The organism is Paraclostridium dentum (genome assembly GCF_012922555.1).
Classification (GTDB): Bacteria; Bacillota; Clostridia; order Peptostreptococcales; family Peptostreptococcaceae; genus Paraclostridium; species Paraclostridium dentum.
In genome coordinates this window covers 59,674-85,674 of the sequence record NZ_WIPK01000007.1, presented here as the reverse complement: position 1 = coordinate 85,674, position 26,001 = coordinate 59,674, and the positions used below count along the sequence as shown (strand labels likewise).

The 26,001-nt window shown below is 27.4% G+C and carries 25 protein-coding genes; 9 read left to right on the top strand and 16 right to left on the bottom strand.

Annotated features, from left to right (window positions below):
- Positions 1 to 625 precede the first annotated feature (625 nt).
- The 8 genes from GFJ41_RS11845 to GFJ41_RS11810 all read right to left on the bottom strand — a co-directional run bounded on the left by GFJ41_RS11845 (position 626) and on the right by GFJ41_RS11810 (position 7,147).
- A complete protein-coding gene (locus GFJ41_RS11845) occupies positions 626 to 814 on the bottom strand; it encodes a hypothetical protein (protein ID WP_170075413.1) in 189 nt (62 codons plus the stop codon).
- A gap of 511 nt (positions 815 to 1,325) precedes the next feature.
- Positions 1,326 to 2,096 (bottom strand): formate/nitrite transporter family protein, encoded by a 771-nt coding sequence (locus tag GFJ41_RS11840; protein WP_170075412.1) that lies wholly within the window; start codon positions 2,094 to 2,096, stop codon positions 1,326 to 1,328.
- 19 nt (positions 2,097 to 2,115) lie between these two features.
- A complete protein-coding gene (asrC, locus tag GFJ41_RS11835; protein ID WP_170075411.1) occupies positions 2,116 to 3,084 on the bottom strand; it encodes a sulfite reductase subunit C in 969 nt (322 codons plus the stop codon).
- A gap of 11 nt (positions 3,085 to 3,095) precedes the next feature.
- A complete protein-coding gene (gene asrB / locus GFJ41_RS11830; protein WP_170075410.1) occupies positions 3,096 to 3,887 on the bottom strand; it encodes an anaerobic sulfite reductase subunit AsrB in 792 nt (263 codons plus the stop codon).
- Positions 3,888 to 4,898, bottom strand: coding sequence for an anaerobic sulfite reductase subunit AsrA (gene asrA, locus GFJ41_RS11825; protein WP_170075409.1), 1,011 nt, complete (start codon positions 4,896 to 4,898; stop codon positions 3,888 to 3,890). It lies immediately after the preceding gene.
- 146 nt (positions 4,899 to 5,044) lie between these two features.
- A complete protein-coding gene (locus GFJ41_RS11820; RefSeq protein WP_035117902.1) occupies positions 5,045 to 5,719 on the bottom strand; it encodes a Crp/Fnr family transcriptional regulator in 675 nt (224 codons plus the stop codon).
- Between the two features lie 190 nt (positions 5,720 to 5,909).
- Positions 5,910 to 6,668, bottom strand: coding sequence for a SagB/ThcOx family dehydrogenase (locus tag GFJ41_RS11815; RefSeq protein ID WP_170075408.1), 759 nt, complete (start codon positions 6,666 to 6,668; stop codon positions 5,910 to 5,912).
- A 185-nt stretch (positions 6,669 to 6,853) separates the two neighbouring features.
- The gene (locus GFJ41_RS11810) at positions 6,854 to 7,147 is read right to left on the bottom strand and encodes a nitrous oxide-stimulated promoter family protein (RefSeq protein ID WP_035117904.1); all 294 of its coding nucleotides are present in this window, start codon (positions 7,145 to 7,147) and stop codon (positions 6,854 to 6,856) included.
- Positions 7,148 to 7,506: 359 nt separating this feature from the next.
- Here GFJ41_RS11810 and GFJ41_RS11805 point away from each other — a divergent pair, with 359 nt between their 5' ends.
- Positions 7,507 to 8,934: a pyridoxal phosphate-dependent decarboxylase family protein gene (locus tag GFJ41_RS11805; protein WP_170075407.1), complete on the top strand. Its 1,428-nt coding sequence runs from the start codon at positions 7,507 to 7,509 to the stop codon at positions 8,932 to 8,934.
- A gap of 75 nt (positions 8,935 to 9,009) precedes the next feature.
- Here GFJ41_RS11805 and GFJ41_RS11800 read toward each other — a convergent pair whose 3' ends face one another.
- Positions 9,010 to 10,338, bottom strand: coding sequence for a hemolysin family protein (locus GFJ41_RS11800; RefSeq protein WP_035117906.1), 1,329 nt, complete (start codon positions 10,336 to 10,338; stop codon positions 9,010 to 9,012).
- A gap of 283 nt (positions 10,339 to 10,621) precedes the next feature.
- Positions 10,622 to 11,917 (bottom strand): hemolysin family protein, encoded by a 1,296-nt coding sequence (locus GFJ41_RS11795; protein ID WP_170075406.1) that lies wholly within the window; start codon positions 11,915 to 11,917, stop codon positions 10,622 to 10,624.
- A 309-nt stretch (positions 11,918 to 12,226) separates the two neighbouring features.
- Here GFJ41_RS11795 and rbr point away from each other — a divergent pair, with 309 nt between their 5' ends.
- Positions 12,227 to 14,287, top strand: coding sequence for a rubrerythrin (rbr, locus tag GFJ41_RS11790; protein WP_170075405.1), 2,061 nt, complete (start codon positions 12,227 to 12,229; stop codon positions 14,285 to 14,287).
- A gap of 113 nt (positions 14,288 to 14,400) precedes the next feature.
- Here the strand turns inward: rbr and GFJ41_RS11785 are convergent, their stop codons facing one another.
- Positions 14,401 to 15,399, bottom strand: coding sequence for a CPBP family intramembrane glutamic endopeptidase (locus tag GFJ41_RS11785; RefSeq protein ID WP_170075404.1), 999 nt, complete (start codon positions 15,397 to 15,399; stop codon positions 14,401 to 14,403).
- Positions 15,400 to 15,833: 434 nt separating this feature from the next.
- Between GFJ41_RS11785 and GFJ41_RS11780 the strand changes: the two genes are divergently transcribed.
- From GFJ41_RS11780 to GFJ41_RS11765, 4 genes are all read left to right on the top strand, one after another.
- A complete protein-coding gene (locus GFJ41_RS11780; protein ID WP_170075403.1) occupies positions 15,834 to 16,349 on the top strand; it encodes a hypothetical protein in 516 nt (171 codons plus the stop codon).
- Between the two features lie 85 nt (positions 16,350 to 16,434).
- Positions 16,435 to 17,310: a DUF4179 domain-containing protein gene (locus tag GFJ41_RS11775; protein WP_170075402.1), complete on the top strand. Its 876-nt coding sequence runs from the start codon at positions 16,435 to 16,437 to the stop codon at positions 17,308 to 17,310.
- Positions 17,311 to 17,618: 308 nt separating this feature from the next.
- Positions 17,619 to 18,152 (top strand): sigma-70 family RNA polymerase sigma factor, encoded by a 534-nt coding sequence (locus GFJ41_RS11770; protein WP_170075401.1) that lies wholly within the window; start codon positions 17,619 to 17,621, stop codon positions 18,150 to 18,152.
- A gap of 1 nt (position 18,153) precedes the next feature.
- Positions 18,154 to 19,254 carry a DUF4179 domain-containing protein gene (locus GFJ41_RS11765; protein ID WP_170075400.1) on the top strand — a complete coding sequence of 367 codons (1,101 nt, stop codon included), beginning with the start codon at positions 18,154 to 18,156 and terminating at the stop codon, positions 19,252 to 19,254.
- Positions 19,255 to 19,458: 204 nt separating this feature from the next.
- Here GFJ41_RS11765 and GFJ41_RS11760 read toward each other — a convergent pair whose 3' ends face one another.
- The 5 genes from GFJ41_RS11760 to GFJ41_RS11740 form a co-directional block, all read right to left on the bottom strand.
- Positions 19,459 to 19,791, bottom strand: coding sequence for a hypothetical protein (locus GFJ41_RS11760; protein WP_035117912.1), 333 nt, complete (start codon positions 19,789 to 19,791; stop codon positions 19,459 to 19,461).
- Entirely contained in the window at positions 19,792 to 20,604 is an 813-nt protein-coding gene (locus GFJ41_RS11755; protein WP_021431902.1) for a ParA family protein, read from the bottom strand.
- Between the two features lie 209 nt (positions 20,605 to 20,813).
- Positions 20,814 to 22,064, bottom strand: a complete 1,251-nt coding sequence (locus tag GFJ41_RS18470; protein ID WP_053832464.1) for an SPOCS domain-containing protein — start codon at positions 22,062 to 22,064, stop codon at positions 20,814 to 20,816.
- A gap of 20 nt (positions 22,065 to 22,084) precedes the next feature.
- Positions 22,085 to 22,681 carry a DUF3794 domain-containing protein gene (locus GFJ41_RS11745; protein ID WP_035117916.1) on the bottom strand — a complete coding sequence of 199 codons (597 nt, stop codon included), beginning with the start codon at positions 22,679 to 22,681 and terminating at the stop codon, positions 22,085 to 22,087.
- Positions 22,682 to 22,704: 23 nt separating this feature from the next.
- Positions 22,705 to 23,271: a DUF3794 domain-containing protein gene (locus GFJ41_RS11740; RefSeq protein ID WP_052169275.1), complete on the bottom strand. Its 567-nt coding sequence runs from the start codon at positions 23,269 to 23,271 to the stop codon at positions 22,705 to 22,707.
- Between the two features lie 494 nt (positions 23,272 to 23,765).
- Here GFJ41_RS11740 and GFJ41_RS11735 point away from each other — a divergent pair, with 494 nt between their 5' ends.
- The 3 genes from GFJ41_RS11735 to GFJ41_RS11725 all read left to right on the top strand — a co-directional run bounded on the left by GFJ41_RS11735 (position 23,766) and on the right by GFJ41_RS11725 (position 25,901).
- Positions 23,766 to 24,404: a DUF3794 domain-containing protein gene (locus GFJ41_RS11735; protein WP_170075399.1), complete on the top strand. Its 639-nt coding sequence runs from the start codon at positions 23,766 to 23,768 to the stop codon at positions 24,402 to 24,404.
- Positions 24,405 to 24,795: 391 nt separating this feature from the next.
- Positions 24,796 to 25,146, top strand: a complete 351-nt coding sequence (locus tag GFJ41_RS11730) for a hypothetical protein (RefSeq protein WP_170075398.1) — start codon at positions 24,796 to 24,798, stop codon at positions 25,144 to 25,146.
- Positions 25,143 to 25,901: a recombinase family protein gene (locus GFJ41_RS11725; RefSeq protein ID WP_170075397.1), complete on the top strand. Its 759-nt coding sequence runs from the start codon at positions 25,143 to 25,145 to the stop codon at positions 25,899 to 25,901. Before GFJ41_RS11730 ends, GFJ41_RS11725 begins: the two co-directional genes overlap by 4 nt.
- The last annotated feature ends 100 nt before the right edge of the window (positions 25,902 to 26,001 follow it).

Below are 26,001 nucleotides of genomic sequence, written 5' to 3'. Positions count from 1 at the left end.
AAGTTTAAAAATTTTATGATAAAAGTATAGCACAGTTTAAATGGAAAATAATTACAATCAATATATAAAATTCGCTTCGCTCATGTCGACAACGACTTCGTCCGTTGCTCAAAATGTTATTTTTTACTTCACTAAAGCATCGAAATTATGATGCTCTAGATGTTATCCATAAATATTAGTTAAACATATTTTCTTTAAGCGTAAAAAATACCTCCATAACTAAATTTATAGTTTGGAGGCATTTTTCATCGGTATTTTATTAAAAATCTAAAATTTTATTTAGGTTTTAATAATACAATTAATTTGATAAAAAATCAAATTAATTGTTTATTTTTATGTTAATATATGACTTCTGTTAACTTATCTATAAATATTACTGTTGCATATTTAGATATTTAATAAGTGCTATTAAATATTCAAATTAAAACATGTTAGCGATAGGTGTTATAATATATTTGTATCTAGCAGGGATATCTTTATAAGCTAGATACGATTTAATTAATACTCCTCTCCATAAGGGGTTTGTCATCATTTATCATACACATATAGCTACAGAACGCAATAAATATATTGATTAAAGAAATTGATGTATTTATTGCGTTCATATTTTTTGTGATTAATAATTTTATATGTTGTATTTATGGCTAATAGGAGGTTCTACGAACCCTAATAACGCCCAGATAATATTTCTAAAAACTTTAGATATACTTGCTAATATCAATATAAACTTTGGACTATCAAAAAAGTTAAAAACTTTTAAAGTTTTCCATATATACGTATTTATGCTAATTTGATTTTTTGAATAATTTAACATATATAAACCCTCCTGAGCTTAAAATTTAAAATTAATTTATTATAGAATATCATAAATCACAACTTTTAATTTAGAAATGGACTGAAATCTATAAATTAGGTACTAAAATATAACTATCCTCAAACTTTGTATATATGTAATAAAGCCTATCAAAAATGTAAAACTTAGTTAAGCTTTATGTCAGGCTATTTTAAAGTTGTACATGTATAATAAACTTATCAAATAAAGATAAGAAAAGGAGGAGTTATACATGACAATACTATTAGGAAGTTTAATAATAGCTCCATTTGTACTAGCAGTAGGAGCTGCATTATTAAGTGATGAGTTAGAAGTTGCAAATCAACAATAAGATTTTATATAGATGAATATGTTGTTAATTAGCTATATAACAACATACTTAAAATAAAAAGAGTATCTATTGAAAGTGAACAATTTCAATAGATACTCTTTTTGATTATATCTTACTAATTTTATTTTAACCCAATATACCTTACTAAAACCTATTGATTGATTAATCTTTTTTACCCAATATATATGCACCAGCACCCATTACTAGTGCTCCACCTGCTATGTTTCCTAATGTAACTATAAACAAATTATATATTGCGCCCATAAGAGTAGCTCCTTTGATAGCGCTTGAAAACAATGCTACTCCAAATATAGTCATATTAGCTACACTATGTTCAAACCCACTAGTTATGAAAGCAAATAAACACATAAATATTATTATTAACTTTGCAGTATCATCATTTGTTCTAAATGAGCACATTACAGCCACGCATACTAGTATGTTACAAAGTACTCCTCTAAAGAAAAGGTCCATAAATGGAAGTGATGCTTTAGCTAAGGATGTTGTAGTGAAAAACTCCATTACAGCTCCTTTATTAACAAGTCCTGTACCTACAAATAATCCAGCAACCAAAAGCGATCCAAGCAAATTGCCTACAAAACTATAAGCCCATACTCTGAGTAAGTCTTTAGTACTAGTGCCTTTGTTTAACGTACCAGCTGTCATTACCATGTTGTTACCTGTAAATAGTTCACTACCAGTCATTACAACTAAACTTAATGCTATAGCGAATGATACACCCATCATAAGTTTTGTCATAGGAGAATTAGCTGATGTTAAAAGTCCACCTATTGTAAAAATTAATAATATTCCTATACCAACATAAAGGCCTGCAAAAGCTGATGATACAATGTATTTTAATCTACTGCTATTTAATAAATTAACTTTGTTCTTAGCAGCGACTGTTAATTTTTCAAGTGTTTCGTTATGCATAATTACCCCCTAGTTTAAGTTAATATTTGATTCCACTCCAGTAAATATTTTCATTTACTTTTGCTATATCATCTAAATTTACACCTTCTAATGCCCACTTTTTAAATTCCATAAATCCTGTTCTATCAACTATATATCCTATATGTTCTTTTCCTCCTGGAGCATCTTTAGCTATATATTGATCTACATATTTATAAGTATTAAGTATTATTTTTATTATAGATTCTTCATCTGCCCACAATAAGAAATCTTCTGCTAGTCTTGGGTTTTTTTTACCTGTTCTACCCATGATTGCTAGTCTGTAGTATTTCTTTTCATCTCTAGTCCATGCTGAAGTAGGACAGTTTAAAGTACACTCTCCACATCCTATGCATTTATCGTGATCTCTTACGATTTTATAGTTTTCCATTCGTAAAGCTTTAGTGGATAGTTTTTCACATTTTTTAACACAAGCTCCACATGATATACATCTCTCTTTTTCATATAAAGGACGTGTCATGCCTATTATTCCAAAGTCATGGGTTCTCGCCTTTATACAGTCATTTGGACAGCCAGTTAGCGCTACCTTAAAGTGTAAATCATTTGGATAGATAGCTTTTTCTATTCTCTTTGCAAAGTTTGTTGTGTGATATTGAGCCTTTGGACAGACTTTGTTTCCTATACATGCAGATATATTTCTAGTGCCTGCAGCTGGATATCCTTCTTCTTTTTCTGCCTGGTTTATATCCATTTTTTCAATTACTGGTTGTATAAGTTTGTTTACTTCTTCCATATCTTCCATCTTTATACCCAGTATTTCAAAACCTTGTCTAGTGGTAATATGTATTTCGCCATTTCCATACTCTGTAGCTATCTTAGAAATTATCATCAAACTTTCTGGATCTACACTTCCACCTGGTATTCTCACTCTAAGAGAAGTTTCATATTTAGTTTTAGTTATTCTAAAAGCATTTTTCATTACTTTCTTAGTATTTAAATCTCTTATCATAGTTATACCTCCTAATCTATTAAATTCTTTGCATAAGAATAATCAAATACAGGTCCATCTATACAAATATAAGTATCATCCATTTTACAGTGTCCACATTTACCTACACCACAGCACATTTTTCTTTCGTAAGATACCCATATGTTGTGCTCAGATAGATTTCTTTTTAAAAACTCTGCTACTGTAAATTTCATCATCATAGGGGGTCCAACAACTACTGCAGACATGTTATTTATATCATCTATTTTCAACTCTGGGATATACTTTGTAACTAATCCTATATTTCCATCATAATCACTATCAGCATTATCTACTGTTACCAATATGTCTAGTTTTTCGCTCCATTTATTTAAATCATCTTTGAATAATATATCTTGAGGGCTTTTAAATCCAACTATTAACTTAAAGCGTATACATCTATCAGGATTGTTATAAAAATGCTCTACGATACCTCTTACAGGAGCTAGACCACTTCCTCCTGCTACAATAACAATTTCTCTTCCCTCGTATAAACTTACATCAAATCCATTCCCATAAGGTCCTCTTATAAAAAATCTATCTCCAACTGTATAATTAAATAATTCACTAGTTACCTTACCTACATTTCTTATAGTAAAATCTATATAATCTTTTCCGTATCCTGATACTGATATTGGACTTTCTCCGAATTTAGGAATTGAAATTTCATAAAACTTTCCTGGTAAGACTCCTTCGGTTTTACTAGAAACTCTAAATGTCCATTCTATATCTGTATGTTTAATTATATCTATAATCTTTGAATTAACTGGTATGTATGGATTCATCTACTTTACCTCCTCATTGATATCTGCTATGCCTTTTATTTTTTCTACGCATTGTGAAAAAGATATATATTGTGGACAGGCATCATCGCATCTTCCACATCCTACGCACATTTGGTATCCAAATCTTTTATCAAAGTCGTATATCTTATGCATCACTTTAAATCTCATTCTTTCACCTTGTTTTTTTCTAAAAGAATGACCACCTGCCATATTTGTGTATCCATCTACCTGACAAGACGCCCAGAACCTTCTTCTTTCTCCTACATTTTCATTTTCTTTGTAGTATATATCTTGCATAGTAAAGCAAGTACAAGTTGGACAGACAAAATTGCATCGTCCACATCCTATACATCTAGAATCATATTCATTCCACATTTCATGCTTTGCTAGTTCTATCGGATTTATATTCTTAGGCAATTCTAAGTAGATAAGGTTTTCCTTAACGTAATTAACTTCAAACTCAGTATCTTCACCACTAAATATATTTAAATCTTCATCTTTTATATCCAAGTAAATTTCATCATTATCTATATTTAATGCCATTGAGTAATTATCAGTTTTGTTGGAGCCCATACTTACACAAAAACAATTTCTAAAACTTTCTTTACATCCAATTAGAACAAACTTTACTTTTTCTCTTAATCTTTCATAAAAATAATCTTTTTCAATACCGTTATTAAGGTAAATCTCATCTAACCTTTTTACTCCATTTATATCACAAGCTCTTAAAAATATAATCAATTTTTTATCATCTATATCACTAGTTTTATATTCCTTTTCTGTAAAATAAAATAATGTTTGAGTTATAGGTAGTATAATTTCTTTTGGTGAAAAGTTAGATTTTTTATTAAACTCTATATCATCTATACTACTTATTTCCTCATATTTAGTTAAATCTGTATCAGAGTAAACTCCTTTAAAAGGGGTCGTTACAGGCGCAAAAACTTTATATTCCGATTTCAATAACTTAAGACCTTTATCGAAGTTTGCTCTATTCAATTTTATCTTCATAATCTCTCCTCCTATATTTTATTAAAGATATAGTAGCATACGATTTTTTGAATGTCTGTGATATATATAACAATATTGATATCTTTTTATCGAATTTACAAAAAAAATACACATAACATTAATTACATTGTTATATGCATTCTCTATTAATTGCCTTTAAAGTATTTAGACAAACCTTCTTTTTTTATATAAATATTTTTATTTACAATTTTGACCAATCCATAGTCTTGCAATTGTTTCATTGTTCTTGATAAACTTTCCCTTTTACACCCCAGCATTTCTGCTATATATGTAATACTTATGTTTGCTTTAATAAGTGTCCATTCTCCCTGTTCTACTCCAAACTCTTTTCCCATTCTATATAGTTTTGCTGCAAGTTTTTTATCTATATTTAGAGAAGAAGAGTTTTTTAGTTGCCTGTATAGCCTTCTATTAATATTTTGAGTATGAACCAATATATTTTTCATTAAATTAAAGTCATTTTCCATTATTTTTATGAATTCAGACGCAGGGCACTTCAATATAGTGGATCTTTCAAATATTTCACAAGCGAAAATAGTGTTTTTTTCTTGATCTAATGAAAGATCATTTATTACATCACCGTTTTTAAATATGAATATTACTTTTCTCTCACCATTTTCATTTATTTTGTATATAGATACTTTTCCTTTTTCTATAAAATACAAATTATCAATAAATTCTTTTTCTAGGAATAAAGTTTCTTTTCTTTGTGCATGAAAACTTGTCATTATCTTCTCTAACTGTTCTTTACTTTCTGGTTTTATATTATCAAATATTGATATGCTATTTATTTTCATCATATTTTACAAATCCTTATATACTTAATTTTTAGTTAGTTTTAATCTTTACAATTTATTTTACTACATCGAAAATAGATTAACCATTGTATTTGTTTGTTTTATTAAAAAAGATCACTCAAATGGCAATAAGAGTGACCTTTTTATATATAATTAGATTATTGTGAACGATGTTAATTAAATTTTGAAAATACTAAAACTTTTTACCTAAACAAGCCATATAAATTATAAACTCATATTCTCCATCCAAATCTAGCATATCATCAATGATGTGTTGATCATAAATTCCAATAGCACAAGTACCACAATTAAGAGATTCTGATGCTATATAAAGATTTTGACAAACATGACCAATATCTATAAGTATTTTTTTATGCGCAGTTATATGGAATCTATGCTCACTTCTATATGGAATGCAACTCCAAGCGAAAACAACAGCACTTTTAGATACAAAGTCTTGTACAAAAGGTTGATTTGGAGTAGCATTATTTATTTCGTCAGTTATATTATTTAAGTTTTTTACAAATAAGAGCTTATGTTCTAATGGTAAGTATCTATAAATTCCAGGATTTAAATCATTAACATTACTGATTATTAAATATGTCTCAAAAGGATGAGTACATCCGGCAGAAGGTACTGTTCTTAATGCGCTGAAATTATTTTTTACACTCTGTATGCCTTGAGTAGCCCAAAGTAGATATGAAAGCTCATCTAAAGTTATTTTTTCATTACTATATTTACGAATACTTCTTCTATCTTGTATGCAGTCTAATACATTAGATTTGACTAAAATACTTTTATTTATAGACGGTAAATCTATCAATTCAGAATTTTTATCATATTCTTTTTGAAAAGGTAAGGGTAAAATACCTTTTTGTTTATCGGTTTTTATTTGCTTTAATACTTCGAAGTTAGCTTTAAAAAATTCACGGTTTCTTTTAATTTTATCCATAGGCGTCCCCTTACTAACATCTATATATTTATATATTAAAATTATTTAAAATTATATAGATTATAAATTAAGTTTTTATTTGTTCTTGTATTTTTATGATTAGAACAATAAAAATTATACCTAAAATATATCAAATGCACTGTAACATATGTTACACTTTTAAATTTATATTTAAATTAAGTAAGCTATTCAAATATATGCTTTATAAATTGCAGAGGACTATATACGATAAGTCTTGGCCCTGAGAACTTCATAACCTCTTTAATTTTAACTTTCATGTCCTTTTTATAACAGTGTACAGGACATTTATTGCAAAAACCTTTTTCATCACCAAACTTGCATGCATCTAACCTTTTATGAGCATAGTTTAAAATTTCATTACATTCTTCACACAATTCATTTGTACATTTATGATTCTTTTTACAATATATATTTATCATTAACTGTACCGTCTTTTTTTCCTTTTCTATTCTACTCATATAACCCTCCCTTAAAAAATGTACTTATTTCAAATTATATATCCTTCTAGCGCATATATGTAAGTATAAATAATCTAAAGTAAATTAACTTATTTATCGAAATAAACATATAGTTACTTTATTTTCTAACCATTTTTTTATTATTTTCTTAATCTTTTGAACTGTTTATGCAATTAATGAATTTAATTTTAATCGATTTATTCCAATTTATGTGCATATAAGTTTAAATTTTACTATTTGTCAGTGGGAAAATTAATTATAATACAGAAATTGCAATTTGATTAATGTATATTTTGGTGCTATCATGAACGTGGCTTAAAAAAGATAAGGCTAATTGGGTAGAAATGGGGTAGAGTAATATGAACAATTTAGAACTTAAAGATTCTTTAAATTATTTTATTGATCAATATTTTAAAGGAGTTGAATCGTTAGAATCTAATGAAGTGGTAAAAGTAGCTGATTCTAATCAAATAAAGAAACTTAGAAACATAAATATACCTAGTCAGGGGAGACAGGTACAAGAAGTTATGGAAGAAATGATGAAAGAGGTTTATGAGTATGGAGCAAGAGTAAACCATCCAAGATTTTTTGGGTTTATACCTGGTCCAGCAGATTTGAACTCTTGGATTGGAGATGTAATGTCCAGTGCTTATAACTTGCATGCTGGATGCTGGATGACAACATCAGCTGCTAGTTTTATTGAAAAAACATTAATTAAGTGGATATCTGAAAAAGCTGGATACAACACAGAACAATCGAGCGGACTATTTGTTTCAGGAGGATCTATGGCAAATCTTACAGCAATGGTAGCTGCAAGAGATAACAAACTTTCATTTGATAAATTACATTTGGGAACTGCTTATGTATCTGATCAAACTCATAGTTCAATTAAAAAGGCACTTAAAATATCTGGAATATCACCTAAGAATATCAGAAAAATACCTTCAGATTCAAATTATAGAATGAAGACAGATGAACTAGAAAAAGCAATAAGAAATGATATAACAAATGGACTACATCCTTTTGTTGTTATAGCTAGTGCAGGGACTACAAATACTGGAAGTATTGATCCAATACCAGAAATATCTGATATATGTTCAAAATATGATTTATGGATGCATGTCGATGGAGCTTATGGAGCATCGATATTATTATCTGAAAACTACAATCATTTATTAAAAGGAATAGAAAATTCTGATAGTTTAAGTTGGGATGCACATAAATGGTTATTCCAAACATATAGTTGCGCAATGGTTCTTGTAAAAGATAAAAATGATTTAGCAAGAAGTTTTAGTGAAAATCCAGAGTATTTAAGAGATTTAGATGTAAATGACGATGAAATAAACTATGGAAACATAGGTATTGAATTAACAAGACCAACTAGGGGTCTTAAACTTTGGTTTACATTACAAACTCTAGGAACTAGTGAAATGAGCAGAAGAATTGAATATGGTATTCATCTTGCAGAATATATTAAGAAAGCATTATTAGGATTTGAGAATTGGGAAATAATATCTGATCCTAAATTAGCAATTATCAATTTTAGATATGCTCCATCTGGAATGTCTGAACAAGATATAGATGAACTTAATAATAATATTTCACATTTAGCACTTCAAGAAAACTATGCAGGAATATTTACAACAGTTTTAAATGGTAAAGTTGTTTTAAGAATGTGTTCTATTAATCATGAAACAACAGAAAATGATATAAAACAAACAATAAGCAAACTAGATGAATTTGCAAAACACTTATTAACTAATAACTTTAGTTTAAGTGCTGTATAATATAAAAAAATGAGTAAACCCTTAAATATAGGGATTTACTCATTTTTGTTTAAATTTCAAGTGTATAAAAACTCATTATGATATTTGCGCACATCTGTTTTTTATACTTACTCTTATATCTTCAATTCTTCTTTTATTTACATTCTCAATTAAAAATGTAAAATTGTCTAATTCAATTTCTCGACCTTCTTCTGGGAAATCACCTAACAATGTAAGTATATATCCATTTAAAGTATCATAGTCACCTTGTTCTATATCTATATCAAATTTATTGTTAAATTCACTTATTGTCAAATATCCTTTTACAATAAAATTACTATCATCAATTTGTGTTATAGTAGATTTAGTTTTATCGTATTCATCCTCAATATCTCCCATAATTTCTTCAATTAAATCTTCCATAGTTACTAGACCTTCTATTCCACCATATTCATCAATTAATAACGCTAAGTGGACCTTTTTATCCTTTAGAAGTTTAAATAATTCATTTGTTCTAATAGACTTTGAAACAAAATATGGGTCATGAAGCATTGTTTTTAAATTTATATTTTTAAATCCAACTTTCTTAGCTCTTACTAATAAGTCTTTTACATATAATATCCCGAGGATATTATCCTTATTATCTTCATATACAGGTATTCTAGAGTATCCTGATGCTATTACTCCTTCTAGTATTTCATCTAAATCATCGTCTATGTCTACCGCAAACATATCATGTCTAGATGTCATAATTTCCTTAGCAGTCTTATCATTAAATTCAAATATGCTATATATCATCTGTTTTTCTTCATTTTCAATACATCCATCTTCTTGAGATTGTGATATTAAAGTTCTAATTTCTTCTTCAGAAACTCTTTCTTCAATATCCATATCATTATTTCTTGTTATTTTTAAAACCAGACTAGTTGAAAATGATAAAAGTTTTATAAATGGTTTTGCAATTTTAGATATAATGTAAATTGATTTTACTGAAAATAAAGATATCTTCTCCGCTTTTTTCAAAGCAATTCTTTTAGGTACTAATTCTCCAAATACTAATGTAAAATATGAAAGTATTATTGTTACTAAAAACATACATAATTCATTAGAATAAGGTATATTAAGTGGAGCTAATATCTTTGAAAGGTGCGTAGATATTCCTGTAGCAGCAGATGCACTTGAGAAAAATCCAGCTAAAGTTATTCCAATTTGAATAGTTGATAAGAAATTGCTTGGGTCTTCCATAAGCCTTTCAAGCAATTGAGCTTTCTTGTTTCCGCTTGCACTTAATTGTTTTATTTTTGATTTATTTACAGAAACTATAGCCATTTCTGCTGATGCGAAAAACGCGTTAATAGCAGTAAGTAATACTATTAAAATTATTTGAGGCATAAAGGCCCCGGGGTCTGAATCTAAATTATTCATTTCTTCCTCCTTAAAATAATAAATAAAAAACTATCAGAAACATTTTAAAAAACTAATTAATATATTTCTGAAGATATTGCTAATAATCCTATTTTGTAAATAAAGTTTAAAATAGAAATTTATTAAATAGCATTTAGTAATTTTTTATTTAAAGTACATTATAATCTATGAATTAACTTTTATCAATATTTATATATAATATTAATATTCTAATTAAATTAAAAAGTTGCAAAATAATTAAGTACCCCTTAACTACGTTCATTAATAGCTAAAGGGTACTTAATTATTTATCAGATAAATTTTTAATCAATAATTTGTTTATTCTTTTTCTATTGCATTTTAATAGAGTGAATTCATAGTTTTTATAAGTAAATTTATCATTAACTTTAGGGTAAGAATCTAGCTGAGTATATGCCCAACCTCCAATAGTATCAATATGTTCATCTTCAATATCTATATATAAAAACTCAATTATATCTTCAATTAGAACCTTTCCATCTACTATATAACTATTATCTTCACACTTAATAATAGAATCTTCTTCCTCATCAAACTCATCTTGAATTTCCCCAACAATTTCTTCTAAAATATCTTCTATTGTTACTAAACCAGAAGTTCCTCCATACTCATCAATAACTAAAGCAACTTGTACTTTATCTTTTTTAAATATTTTAAGAAGATCACTTATGAGCATTGATTCTGGGACAAGCTTAATCTCACGAATAATATTTTTTATTTCTTGATTACTACCTTCAATCTTTTGTTTATATAAATCCTTAATATGAATAAATCCAATAACATTATCCTTATTTTCTTTACATACAGGATATCTAGTAAGCTGTTCTTTTAATGTGAAATCTATAATATCATCAAATGCATCTTCTATGAAAATATTTGTAATGTCAGTACGTGGTACCATTATTTCTTTTACTGTTTTATCAGAAAAATCGAAGATATTATCTACAAGAGTTAATTCAGTTTTATCAACTAATCCATGATTATAACTTTCTTCAACTAATAGTTTTATTTCCTCATCAGTATGAACTGATTCATGCTCATCAACTTGAGAAAACCCAAATACCTTTAATATCCAGTTTGTACTATGATTGAATATCCACATAACAGGATATGTTAACTTGTAAAAAAATATAAGTGGAAAAGCTGTACTTAATGCTATTTTTTCGGGACTTATAATTGCTAGGGATTTAGGAACCAATTCTCCAAATACAATATGACACCCAGTTATAATTGAAAATGCAATAATAAATGCAATTGAATGTTCTAGACTTGAAGGCAAATTAAATAGGTTAAATATTGGCATTAATAAACGTAAAATAGCCGGCTCTCCTACCCATCCTAGCCCCAACGATGCTAAAGTTATTCCAAGCTGGCAGGCAGATAAGTATGAATTTAAATCTTTAACAACTATTAAAGTACGTTTCGCACGCTTATTACCTTGAATTATTAACGTTTCTATCCTAGATTTTCTAACTTTTACCATAGCAAATTCTGTAGCAACAAAAAATCCATTTAAAAAGACAAGAAAAAATACTAAAAGTATATTTATAAAAATAATCATATGTATATTATTCACCTCTCAAATTATTAAAAATACTCATTATTATATAACATATTATTAGCAATTTATGATTAAATAAAAGCTAAATTATTAAATGTTATAATTTTATATAGTTTTGAAATTAGTGTACTAATTTTATGATTATTTCCAACATTACCGAACAATCTAAATTTTAATATTAATTCATACATTTGGATTATTTAAACTTATTTTCATATAGTTTATTTAAAAGTTCGTAGGGTATAAGTTCAAAGTACATATAAATCCCAATTTTTTACATGTACTAATTTGAAATGAAAGGAGTGCTAAATGAGCAAACATTTATCTACTAACATTAGGGTAGCGATTGAAAAGGATAATCCATCTATTTGTAGAGATGAAGAGAAGTGTATCAAGTGTGGGATGTGTAAAGATATCTGTACAGATTATATAGGTGTTAATGGACATTATTCATTAAAAAATACAAATGATATAGCTGTTTGTATTAACTGTGGTCAATGTGCAAATGTATGTCCTACATCAAGTATTACAGAGGTTCTTGACTATAAAAAGGTTGAGTCTGAAGTACAAAATAAAGATAAAATAGTAATATTTACAACATCACCAGCGGTTAGGGTTTCTCTTGGCGAAGAATTTAATATGGTTGATGGTAGCTTTGTTGAAGGGAAAATGGTATCGCTACTTAGAAAACTTGGTGCAAATTATGTTCTTGATACTAACTTTGCAGCTGATTTGACAATAGTTGAAGAAGCAAGTGAGCTGATAGAGCGTATAAAGACTAATAATAAGCCATTACCTCAGTTTACAAGTTGCTGTCCTTCATGGGTAAAATATGCAGAAACATTTCACCCAGATATACTGGATAATATTTCAACTTCGAAAAGTCCTATTGGAATGCAAGGCCCTACAATAAAAACATACTTTGCAAAAAAGATGGGAATTGATCCAGCAAAGATTGTAAATGTAGCTTTAACTCCATGTACTGCTAAAAAATTTGAAATCAAAAGAGATGAAATGAATGCATCTGGAAGATTTCATAATTTAGAAGAAATGCGTGACATGGATTATGTTATAACTACACGAGAGTTAGCTACTTGGGCTAAAGAGAACAATATTGAATTTAATTCTTTAGAGGATAGTCCTTATGATGAGTTAATGGGAGAATCATCTGGAGCAGGTGTTATATTTGCGAACACAGGTGGTGTTATGGAGGCTGCGCTTAGAACGGCATACAAATATATCACCAATGAAAATCCACCAAATCTATTTTATAACTTAGAAACAATAAGAGGTATGGATGGAGTTCGGGAAGCAACTTTAAAAATAGGAGATCTGGAAATAAATATAGCTGTTATTTATGGAACTAAAAATGCATCTAAATTCATTAAGAGAATGAAAAACGGAAAAAAACAATATCACTTTATTGAGGTTATGACTTGCCCTGGAGGATGTATAGGGGGCGGCGGACAGCCTAAAGACACTCAATTTAAAGGTGATGAACTTAGAAAAAAACGTATAAGCGGACTTTATAAAAGAGATTCGAGTATGGAAGTTAGATTGAGCCATGAAAATGAAGAAATAAAAGCTCTTTATAAAGAATTTTATGGCAAGCCTTTAAGTAAGCTTGCAGAGGAAATGTTACATACAATTTATTTTAATAGAAGTGAAGACTTAGGAGGTAAAGAAATGAGTACATCAGTTAAATATCGTTGTTCAGTTTGTGGTTATATACATGAAGGAGAATTACCAGAAGGGTTTATATGCCCTGTGTGTAAAAATCCAGCATCAGTATTTGTTAAACTAGAAGATCAAGCAGAAAAATCAAGCGAAACAACTAATAAATATAAAGGTACAAAAACAGAAAAGAATTTAATGGAAGCATTAGCAGGAGAATCAATAGCGAGAAATAAATATACATTCTTTGCAGATGTTGCTAAAAATGAAGGTTATGAACAAATCAATCAAATTTTCTTGAAAACAGCTGGAAACGAAAGAGAACATTCTAAGTTATGGTTTAAAGAGCTAGGGTATTTAGGAGATACTGACCAAAACTTACTTCATGCTGCTGAAGGTGAGAATTATGAGTGGACAGACATGTATGCTAGATTTGCTAGAGATGCAGAAAAAGAAGGTTTCTTTGACTTAGCTGAAAAATTTATAGAAGTTGGTAAAATAGAAAAATCTCATGAAGATAGATATCGTAAACTTTTAAATAATATAGAAATGAAAGCTGTCTTTGAAAAATCAGAAGAAACTATGTGGGAATGTATAAATTGTGGACACTTAGTAATGGGTAAAAAAGCTCCCGATATTTGTCCTGTATGTATGTACTCTCAAGGATTCTTTGAAGTTAGAGCAGAAAATTATTAAAATTAGCTTATAAAGTAATAATAGTGTTGAATAAGAAAAATTTATTCATTAGTTTTATTATTTTAAGGTCATAAAAAAGGGATGTATCAAATAGATACATCCCTTTTTTTATTCTAATTATCAATAGATACACCGATGTCATCCTTGATAAGTCTATATACTTTTGCAAATAAAAATGGTAAATATAATACAGACTCAAATAAAATAGCTATTAAAAGATCGTTTAATGTAATTATTGTATCTAGACCACCACCATTTGAAAGTGCAATTAAGTTTCCAATTAAATGAATTAACATTGGTGTCCACAGATTTTCTGTTTTCATATAAGCATAACCTAAAAATACTCCAAGTGTTGTGCAGAATAATACATGACTTATAATACAGTAAACCGGAGTTTGAGGACTGTAAAGAGTCATACAAAGAGGTAAGTGCCAAATACCCCATATAGATCCTAGTATTATCACTCCTAATCTTTTCCCGTATATCCTTTGAAGTCTAGGTTGTAGGAAGTATCTCCACCCAAACTCTTCTCCAAAAAACAAGCTAATACCCAATATTATATTCATGACAATACCAACTGAAATTTGTAGCAATGCATCAATAAAATTCGCTACACTAAAGTTCATATGTATAAGGTCAGGACTACATCCAACTGTAAATATAACTAGATATATGCCTATGCAGAACAATACCTTTTTAAAGTTTTTATTTAGTGATAAATTGAAAATTTCAAAGTCAGAAGAATTTACAAATACACTATATAAAATATACAAAGATACAATTGGATCTATTAAAGAAGAGATAATAACATTCTTTATAAAAAAAGGCTCTAGTATAGAAAAAATAACCCTTAATATTGTCGCTATTATAAAGAAATTAAAGAACTTGTTTACAACATCACCAAATTCATAATAAGAACTCTTTTTAAGCACCACCATTACTGAAAAAGCTGGAATATACATAAATGTTATAGCAAAGTTATATAAAAAATCATCACTATTTGGTTTAGAAAAGCTAATAAATACAAATATAGCTAGAAAAGTAATCAATCCAAAATTAATTAATAAGAAGTCTCTTACTTCTTGTTTTGTAACTCTAATATCGTTATACATTTTAACCCCTCCAAAAACTAAAAATTCAACTTATTTTATATTTTTAAGTTAGTATTAATTTTATAAAAGTTATTTAACAATAACTTCCCATAGATATTTATTGTTTACCTATTGTAAAATACTACCATAAGTATTTGCGTGACTAAATAACATTTATATCCTTGTAATTATTTGTCTTAATTTTTAGTCAGAATTCGAATTAAAATGACAAATCTAGTCGAAACAAAAAATAAGTGTGCTTTTCAAATTAACATAATACATATTTAACTAGTCAATTATATGATAAAATTAATATGGAAAATAAAGGAATCATCTTTTAAGAAAAAAGGGAGAAATATAATGAAATCACAAAATGTAAATATGATATAGTATAAATTATACTAAGTAAAGGTGGTAAATTATCAGATTGATATATTATTAAAAAAGGAGTATCTATGAAAAATCCATTACCTTATTATGGGATAGGAGTGGTATTTATAATAGTTATACTACTATTTAGTATAGTGACTATTTTGTTTTCTAAAGAACATGAAAATAGCATACCAGTCTTAAAAAATGCAAAATATATAACAAGTAAAAATAACAATCTAGAAGTTTATGAATATATTCATGAACTCACACATTCTTTTGTTAAAACTAATAGAAAAGATGTTAAAGTAATTGCTCCAACTAAATATGCTAGGAATTTAGGCGTTACTCTATGTGAAAATGAGATTTATATGAAAGGGGATATAGATACGTATTCAGACATAGGATACTTGATAGATAAAATTAACTATGGATTAATTGATGAGAATATTATAAAACTACATAATATAGTTTCAGAAAAATCAGGGGAAAAGAATTGCATTGCTAAAAGTTTAAATATAGAATTGATTAACCAAATAGTGGATAATAATAAGTTTTTTGATGATACAGATAAACAAAACTATAATAACTTAAAACACTAGTTAATCTTGAATAGAGTAAAAAGTTAAACTTTTAAAACATTTGTAGTATCTATGTAATTGTATATATAAATTAGGGGGAGAATTTGTGAATAAAAGAAAAAAAAGAGTTAAAATTATTGTAATTACATCTTCACTATCTTTAGTTCTTATCGGAGGATTATTGATTTTTAATGATGAGGGTTCATCTCAAGTGAAAGAGACATTTGGTAGTATAGCGAGTCACTTTGGATTAGATTCTGATTTAAATGAGTATAAAACAGCGATAAGCAAGCCTATAACAAATAATGGTTATACAATAACTCTAAATAAAGTTATTCTAGACAAAAACGAGCTAACGATATCTTCTACTGTAAAATCTGATAATGGTGGATTTAATGGATATCCCGAGATGTTAGAGTCAGTATTTATAAATGGAACTCGTATAAACTCAGATTCTAATGGTAACTCTGAAATGCTTAATGACTCCACTATGAATAAAGTCACTACTTACTTTTTAGATAAAGAATTAAGTGGCGAGGTTAATGTTAGAGTTGAATATCCAGGTATACAAATGCTAAACGATACAGGTTCTGAGACAATAAAGGGTGACTGGAGTTTTAACTTTAATACTAGTGCTGATGCTTTAGTTAAGAATACATTGGCTGTAAACCTAAATAAAAAGTTTAAATTAGAAGATGGAAAAACAATTAAGCTAAGTAAATATATTAGTAATAGCTTAGGTACAAAAATTGAATTTAGTTTACCTACCGATGGAACAGAATATCTTATGAAACTTGCTGGAAGTGATAATCTTGGAAATAAAGTTGAGTTTTATTGTGACTATAGTAATTTTAAACTTGATAATTCCCATAAAAGTATAAAAAAAGATTCGAGTAAATTAAACCTTTCTTTATATGCATCAGATTCTTCTAATAATAATTGGAAGAAAGTTGGGTCGGACTTTGATATTGATTTAAAGTAATACCAGTTGAGCTTAAAAATAAATAATGTAATTAAAGTCTCTAGATTTAACTATTTGGTTTAATCTAGAGACTTTTTACTGTGACTATATTTTCTATTATGTGTTGTTATTTAGCTGATTAACGACATAATTAATCATATATCTATAAAGAAGTTAACAACAAAAATTTCATTACAATCCGTACCCATCCCTTGTTAATTACCTTATTAACAAGAAAGATTAATAAAAAAATCTTTAAATATGCAAGTTTTTTGTATTAGTTTACGAATTAAATACTGTAAAAGCTTTTATAGTGAGGAGGAAACAACTTGAAAGACAAGTTAATAATTAAATATATAAAAAAGAAAAATCAAAAAGGAATGGAAATTTTAATAGATCAGTATAATGGTCTTATTACTTCTGTAATTAGATACCATCTAGGATCTCTTACTAATTATGAAGAAGAGTGTGTTAGTGATACTTTGCTAGCTATTTGGGATAATATAGAAGGCTTTGACCAAGATAAAAATACTTTTAAAAATTGGATATGTGCAATAGCTAAATATAAAGCAATTGATTATAAAAGAAAGTATTTAAATAAAATAGAGATATCAGATTTAGATGAACAAAACTATTATATAGATAAAAATTTACTAAAAATTGAAATTCAAGAGGAATTAAATGAAACATTAAAATTCTTGTCCGAAGAAGATAAAGAAATATTTAGACGATATTACCTAAATGATGAAAGTGTAATAGATATAGCAAATGACAAAAAATTAGCTATTTCAAGTGTGCATAGTAAGTTATCTAGGGGAAAGGGAAAAATAAGAAAATCTTTATTAAATGAGGGAGGAAAATAAATTGATAGATAACTATAAAGTATTAAACAACGAAAAAATTCAATTTGATAAATATGATGAAGTAAAAACTGATAATACTAAAATGAAAAATATAATGAAATCTAAGTTAAAATCAAGAAAACAAAAAACTAAAAAGCTACTTGCTGCAAGTGTCTCAGCAGTTCTTATACTTGGAACAGTAGCTCTAACAAATGAGACTACATGGGCATATATAAATCTTTTAGCAAGTCGTATTGAATCTTTCTTAGGGAGGGACTATAGTGAGTTTGATAAGTATAAATTTGAAGGAAATCAATCAATAACAGATAACGGATTAGTTCTTAATTTAGGAGACGTAATGTTAGATGATGGACAATTAATTATAAGTTTAAGTATGGATTATACTAATTTTGATTTTAAAAAATATGGAGTTGATAAAAAAGATTTCATGCCTGATATACCTATAATAACCATAGGAGATATCTCTTTTCCTGGACAAGGTGGAGGAATAAGTCCAAGAGATGTTAAAAATGAAAATAAAAAAGAATTTTTATATACTATTAATTTAAATAGCCAAGATACTGATGGAGATGGAATTGATGATACAGACATTGATTTGCTTGATAAGTTAGAAAAAAATAAGGATTACAACTTAAAAATTCAATTTAAAGATTTTGATTTAGGTGAGTCTAAAACTGAAAAAGGAAGTCTTGTTTTTAAAACTTTTGGGAACTGGGAATTTAATACGACTATAAATACTTCTAATATATCTAATGATTTAAAGGTTGTTAATGTTAATAAGTATATAAATATAAACGACAAAGTTAAATTGAAAATTGATCAAATAAAGGTATCTCCTATTTCCGTTAATATTAAAACACAATTAGAAGGAAATAAGTCTGAGGTAGCGCGTTTACAAAACTTTACAGATTTCTATATAGAGGATGAAAGTGGCAATAGCTTATTAGGTGGTAATAGTGGAAGTTGTAGCAAAAACGATATGTATTACCATTTTGAACTTAAAGGTACAGAAAAGAAAATCATAATAACTCCTGGTCTTTTTATCCCTAATACAGAGACTAAGTTTTTTGAAGATGAAAAAATAGAAATAGATATTCCTTAAATAGGTATTATAAAAAAGTAATACCAATGATTGTATTAATAATCATTGGTATTACTTTTTTAACAAACTTTAGTGTTCATTTTATTTATACATATTTAAATCTTAAGGCTTTTTTTATGAAGAATACATCTAAAAATAAACTGATTAATTTAATTAACTTTGTATTAACTTAGCTATTTTATCGTTTTAATATTCTTTATTAATCTATTCTGATTTTCTTCTACCTTTTAACTTGTTCTTATTATTGTATATATCTACATTCTTTTTACTTATTTCAACGTCTTCAAGTAATGGAGTAAGTAGATTTTCAAATAACTTAGACATAGTTATATTTGAGTCTATAACTACTGTTTTTAACTTGTCTACTATATCTTTATCTAAAGTAACTCCAACTTGCTCTTTAGACTTCTTCTTTTCCTTTTTAACTATATCATATATAGATAATGAAGATTTTGTTTCATTAGTTTCATTGACAATAGTTGATTTTCTAGTCGTAGGAACTTCTTCATTTAATAAATTCATATCTATCTTAGGCATCTAAAGCACATCCTTTTCTTTTAATTCTTTTATCATATTTTCAACTTCTTCTTTACTGAAATGAGTTTGTCCATTTTTCTTTAAATAATCGCTTATACTTAATTTACTTAATAATGCTTTTTCAACGAAAGTATTTCTTCTTATAAATGACTCTAACATCATGTCTTTTAATTCTTCAAACTTTTGAAGGTACTGATCAAACAAATCAGACACTTGTGTTCTTTGCTTTTCATATCCAACTAATACAGTAGCTTTTATATCATTATCTTCTTTTTCTAAATAGTACTTATCTCTAGTCCATAATTCTTTAAATAATGCAGCTCCTCTTAAAGAAGATATATTTTTATCCATTATAGGAACTATTATAGAGTCTGCTAAGTAAAGTATATTTTTAGCTGTTAAATTATAACTAGGTGATAAGTCACAAATTATGTAATCATATTTTTCAAGTACATCAATATTTTGCATATACCATCTTGCAAGAACTTTTTCTCTAGCTGGTTGTAAGCTTATTTTTTCATCCAGCATAGCTAATCCTATATCAGAAGGTATTATGTCTATATTAGGATAATTTGGATTTGGACACTTAACAATAACCTCTTCAGCACCTAATCCATCAACTATATCTATAGTTGTTTTGTCTTCATGGTTAACTTTATATACATATTGAGTTAAGTTTTCTTGTAAATCTAAATCCCATAATAGTATCTTTGTATTTTTATCTTTTGCTAATTCATATGCAGTTATTATAGACATAGAAGTCTTGTAAATACCGCCTTTTATATTAAAATAAGTTATTAACTTAGTTTGCATTAGTTTTCCTCCAAGTTTTTTATACGTTATATTTATATAATATCACAAATCAAACTATTTTTAAATCATATTAAAATAAAAATAAAACTATAAAATAACTAAGTTATTTTATAGTTTTATTTTATACTTAAATTTAATAATAATTTCGATCCTACAAATAAAAAATTAATAATATTATTTTAATTAAATATTTTTAAAAGTTATTAGATCTAATTACATGAAGCAATTGGTTTAGCTTTTAAGAATATAGTTACATTTTTAAATATTCTTCTTACATCTAGTGCGTAAACATATATGTCTTCTATACATTTTTCAATAACAAATTCTTCACATAAATCTACTGTTATATCCTGTCCAATACCACATATATACCCGTTAATAAGTTTAGATCCACCAGTTTCAGGGTCATAAACTTCTATTCCTTGTCTATATACTAATCCTTCGAATTTAGCATATGGTATTATAAATGCTATAAATGGAACTTCAAAATGAGCTGAATGTACAGACTGAGCATCTACTTCTGCTGTATAAACAATTTTTTGTTTTAATACGCCTTCTACTATCAATTTTCTGCCACTTAAGCAAGTGCCTTCTGTATTAGGTATCAATTCAAATGCACATGATTGGCTACAGTCAACTGGAGCTAGAGCTGTTATTATAGCATTTATGGCATTTGTGACAGCTGTAATTAATGGAGGTAAAGTAGTATTAATTAAAGTAGTTAAAATTCCTGTAGCTGTAGTAACCGCAGCAGTTACTAGTGGATTTCCTATAGCCGCTGCAGCTGCAGTAAGAGAGTTTAGCATACCTGTTAATATTCCAATAATAGAGTTAACTAATGTAGTTAAAGCTGCTAAAGTATCTAAAAGAGCTTGGATTGCTGCACATATTAATTCAGGTGAAAATGGAACAGTTGCTATAGCAATTAATAAATTATCTGCAGCAGTACTAACTGCAGCTATTGCTGTATTTATATTGTTAACTAGACCAGTTACTGCAGTTTGATATCCTTGGACTAATGTGATTAAGGCTGGAACCCCAGTTATTCCACTAAGAGGAAGTAGAGCTGCCTCTAGTACATCTAACGCATCCGTTAATGTAGTATCTAGTGCTGGAGTTACAAGGGCTGTTACTGCAGCAGTAAGAGTAGAAACTAGCCCTGGAATTATAGCAGGTAATCCATTTACTAATGTATAGAAACTAAATAAAACATATTTTTTATAAGCAAAAGGTGTCTCTATAAGTTTAGTATTATTTAAAACTATATTTGCGTATACTTGGTCTAATGCTTCTATATCAGGTTTTAATTCTGGGATTGTCAAAATCTCTGGTGCTGATATTTCTGTCCAATTTAAATTAGTTCTATCACTTCCATTTATAACTATTCTTGAAACATCACATGTTCCTACGGTTTTTACATTGAATTCACAACCACCGCTAATGCATCTATTACAAGTCATTGTTTAATCCTCCTTATTTATTAGCACACTTTTGATGCTTTTAAAAATATAGTTGTATTCTTGAATACACTTCTTTCAGATAACATACATGCAAATACGTCTTCGATAAATGGAAGTATTCTGAACTTTTGAGATAATGGAGTATCTTTTTCTACTATTATGAAAGTAGAGAACGGTACTGTGAAATGAGCTGAATGAAGAGATTGTTCATCTACAGCAGCAGTGTATATTATTTTTTGTTTTAATAAACCTTCTACTATTAATTTTCTTCCTGTTAGGTTAGTACATTCTGAGTTAGGTATATCCTCTCCTGGAACAAATACTCCATTAGGTCCTGTATATCCAGTTACAACAGGAGTCTTTATCACTCTTTGAGATATAATCTCGATACATGAATGTACTTCTACGATACCTTCTATGTCTGGTTTCTGATCTGGAATATCTATTATTTCAGGTAAATAGAATTCAGTCCATTTATCTGTATCTGCAAAACAGGATAATACCTTATTAAATTTATTAGCTGGATATTGTCCAACCATATTTATATTCTCATTTTCTGTACAACATTTGTTGTAAAATTTATAATTTGTATTTCCTGTATAATCACGGCTTAACATAAATTTCACTCCTCAATGATTTTTTATACTGTCTGATTTGGAACTGCATATAATAATAACGTTACTTGTTTTAGAATATGTCTAAAGTCTATCATCTTAATAGCTACATCTTCTATACATGCATTAACTTGAAAGTCTACATCTAATGAATCTAAGGTAACAGTTCCATTGTTAAATTTTATTTCACTAGGAACGACTATATAAGATGAAAATGGCACATAAAAATGAGCTGAATGCACAGATTGCTCTGGTTCATTAGCTGTATATACAATTTTTTGACATAATTGACCTTCTATTATTAATTTTCTGCCTGTAGAAACTTTTCCTTCTAAATTAGGTATATATTCGCCATTTGCTCCAACTTGAGATACAGGAACTTTAATAACCTCTTTTCTTATTATATCTACAGATATGTTGACAGAGTTAATTTGCTCTACATCTGGTTTTTGCTCTGGGATAGTAAGAGTTTCAGGAATATTCATTTGTATCCAGTAAGGGTACTGACTTATAACATTCGTAACGTCCATAGGATTGCAAAGACCGGATATATCTATTAAGTCACAATTACAATTTAACATATTAGAATTCATATTGCATTTTTCTCCTTCTTTTTATAAATTAAGAGAACTTACCTCTTCATACATAATATTTTTTAAAAATAAATTAGTTACACAGTTTTTGAATTTTTGTAATAATATAAAGAATAAGTAACTAGACAATATAAATTATCCTGAAATATATTAGACTAATATCAAATTTAGACATAATTAAAAATTTATATATATAAGTGTTAATAGTTATTATTTATATATAGATTAAATATCATATATTTAATATTTTAAAGACTTTATGTAACTTAACATACAAAATATCATATCCATTATAATAAGAGTAAATTTGTTCTTATATACAGTAAAGAATCTTCTATATTGTAAGTTCTTAAAGTAATATTCAAAACTTTATTTCTTTGACTATAAAAATATTTTTAAGAAATTTCTATTTGCGTGCATATGGTGATTTTAAGAGAAATTAATAATAAGTTAAAATGGTTCTATTAATTTATTATAGAAAGGAGGTATAAAATTTGCTTGATAATATAACTTTAACAGGTATAACTCCACTAGAAAATTATCCCGATTGCTGCTCTAATAAAAACTGTAAACAGAATATTCAACAACTAAGCCTTAGTATTCCTTGTCAAAAACCAGAAATGGAGTCAATTAATGATATTAAAATTACTTTGTGCATTAAGGACTTTAAAATTTTAAATACTATATTAGGACGTAAAGTTTTAATTAATGGGGTAAGCAAAGTGAAGGCAATATATACAGCTAAAAATAAAGAACAGTCTCTTCATTCTGCTCACTGGGACATTGATTTTTGTGATTTTATTTTATTAGAAGATATATGTTATGCCGATTGTAATATTTCTCTATGTAATTTTTTTATAGGTTTAGAAAACATATGCATCAATTCTTGTGATGAAAGAAATATAAGTTTATCATTACTTTATATAATTTGTGCTAATTTTAATAACTGTAGTCACTATACAGATTATAGTTACAAACATTATGACAAATTTTGCGATAATGATTATAAAAAAAACTACACTTATATGGAGGATACTAACAACCTTAATTTCAAAAATAATAAAAATGATTTCTCTTCTAACCACAATGAGCACAACTTCTGCAACAAAATTTCTATAGACTTAAATAAGTAAGTTTTTATTTATATTAATTTCAATTTATTATATCACCTTTTTAAATTTACTCATTTGTATGATATACCATCTGTATAAAATAAAAAATAACTATATGAAAACATAGTTTTCACATAGTTATTTTTTATTTTACTGCTATTTAGTAAAAATAGGCTAATTTGAAGTATTCTATAGTTAAATTTTAATATTTTTTAAATTTGCGATATAAATTGGAAGATATAATTATAGTTATTTTCAAAAATATATGTATAAATTATTATCTATACGTTGTATTTCAACGATTTTTACGATATTATTAGAAATAAAAGTCAAATAAATCTCAATTTTTTTGACTGCAATTTTATGCCCTTAATTTAAATTATTATCATAAATAAGGAGGAGATTTATTAAAATGAGTAAAAACTTAATAGATATGATATTTAACTCTAAGGATACTAAAAACTCCTTATATAATATTATGAATCCTATATTATTATGTTATTCAAATAAAACAGAAGATATTATGCTTGTAAGGAATGAATTATTTTTACTAGAATATAAAAACAGATGCATTTTCAAATTATTTGATTTTAGAAATTATCTATCTTTAAAAAGAACATCTTTTAATAGCGATTATTTATATAGAAACCGTCAAAATTTATACGATATAAAACATCGAAAACATTTTTCAAAGGCCTTAGAATCGAATTTAAGAGGTCGGATAAAAATCAATAATTTTAGGAAATTAATCGTTAAACTATGAAAAAAGTAGTAGGATATCTTAGGATATCTACAGCATCACAAATTGACAACACATCTATAGAAATGCAACGTGAAAAGATAGAACTTTATTGTAAATTAAATAATATAGAATTAGTAAACACTTATGTTGATGAAGGTTGGTCGGCAAAAGACTCAGACAGACCGTCCTATAATAAAATGATTGAATTTGTGTCAAATAAAGAAAATGTAGTAGATACAATTATAGTCTACAAAGCAGATAGAATTCATAGAAGTCTTAAAAACTTAATGATCATGGTTGACTACCTTCAAGAAATAGGAATAGGATTTATATCACTCACAGAACAATTTAACACTAATACAGCTCAAGGATTGTTATTTCTACAAATGATTGGTAGTTTCTCTGAATTTGAGCGAAAACTAATTTCAGAAAGAACTCATTCTGGTAGAGTTGCTAAAGGAAAGAAAAATCTATTCCCCGGCGGTAGAATACCTCTTGGATACAAATTAGTTGAGAATGATATGTTACTGATTAAAGAGGATGAAGCAATAATAGTAAAAGATATATTCAAGCTTAGAAGTAAAGGGGTTTCATACGAAAGAATTGGTCGTAAATATAATTTTACAAAACAAAGGATAGCTTACATTCTTTCAAATCCTATTTACACAGGAGTATATAAGTATGATGGTAAAATAGAAAAAAATAGAATTAGCCTCCAAGTTCCACCTATAATCAGCCGTTATATGTGGAATAAGGTTAATTCAAAAAGCAGTTAGATATGTTTTTTATTGTCGAACATTTTTATAAACTTTTGTAAGCTTTATTCTTATATATCGCTTACAATTATATTATAGTTATATTACATATATCTTACAG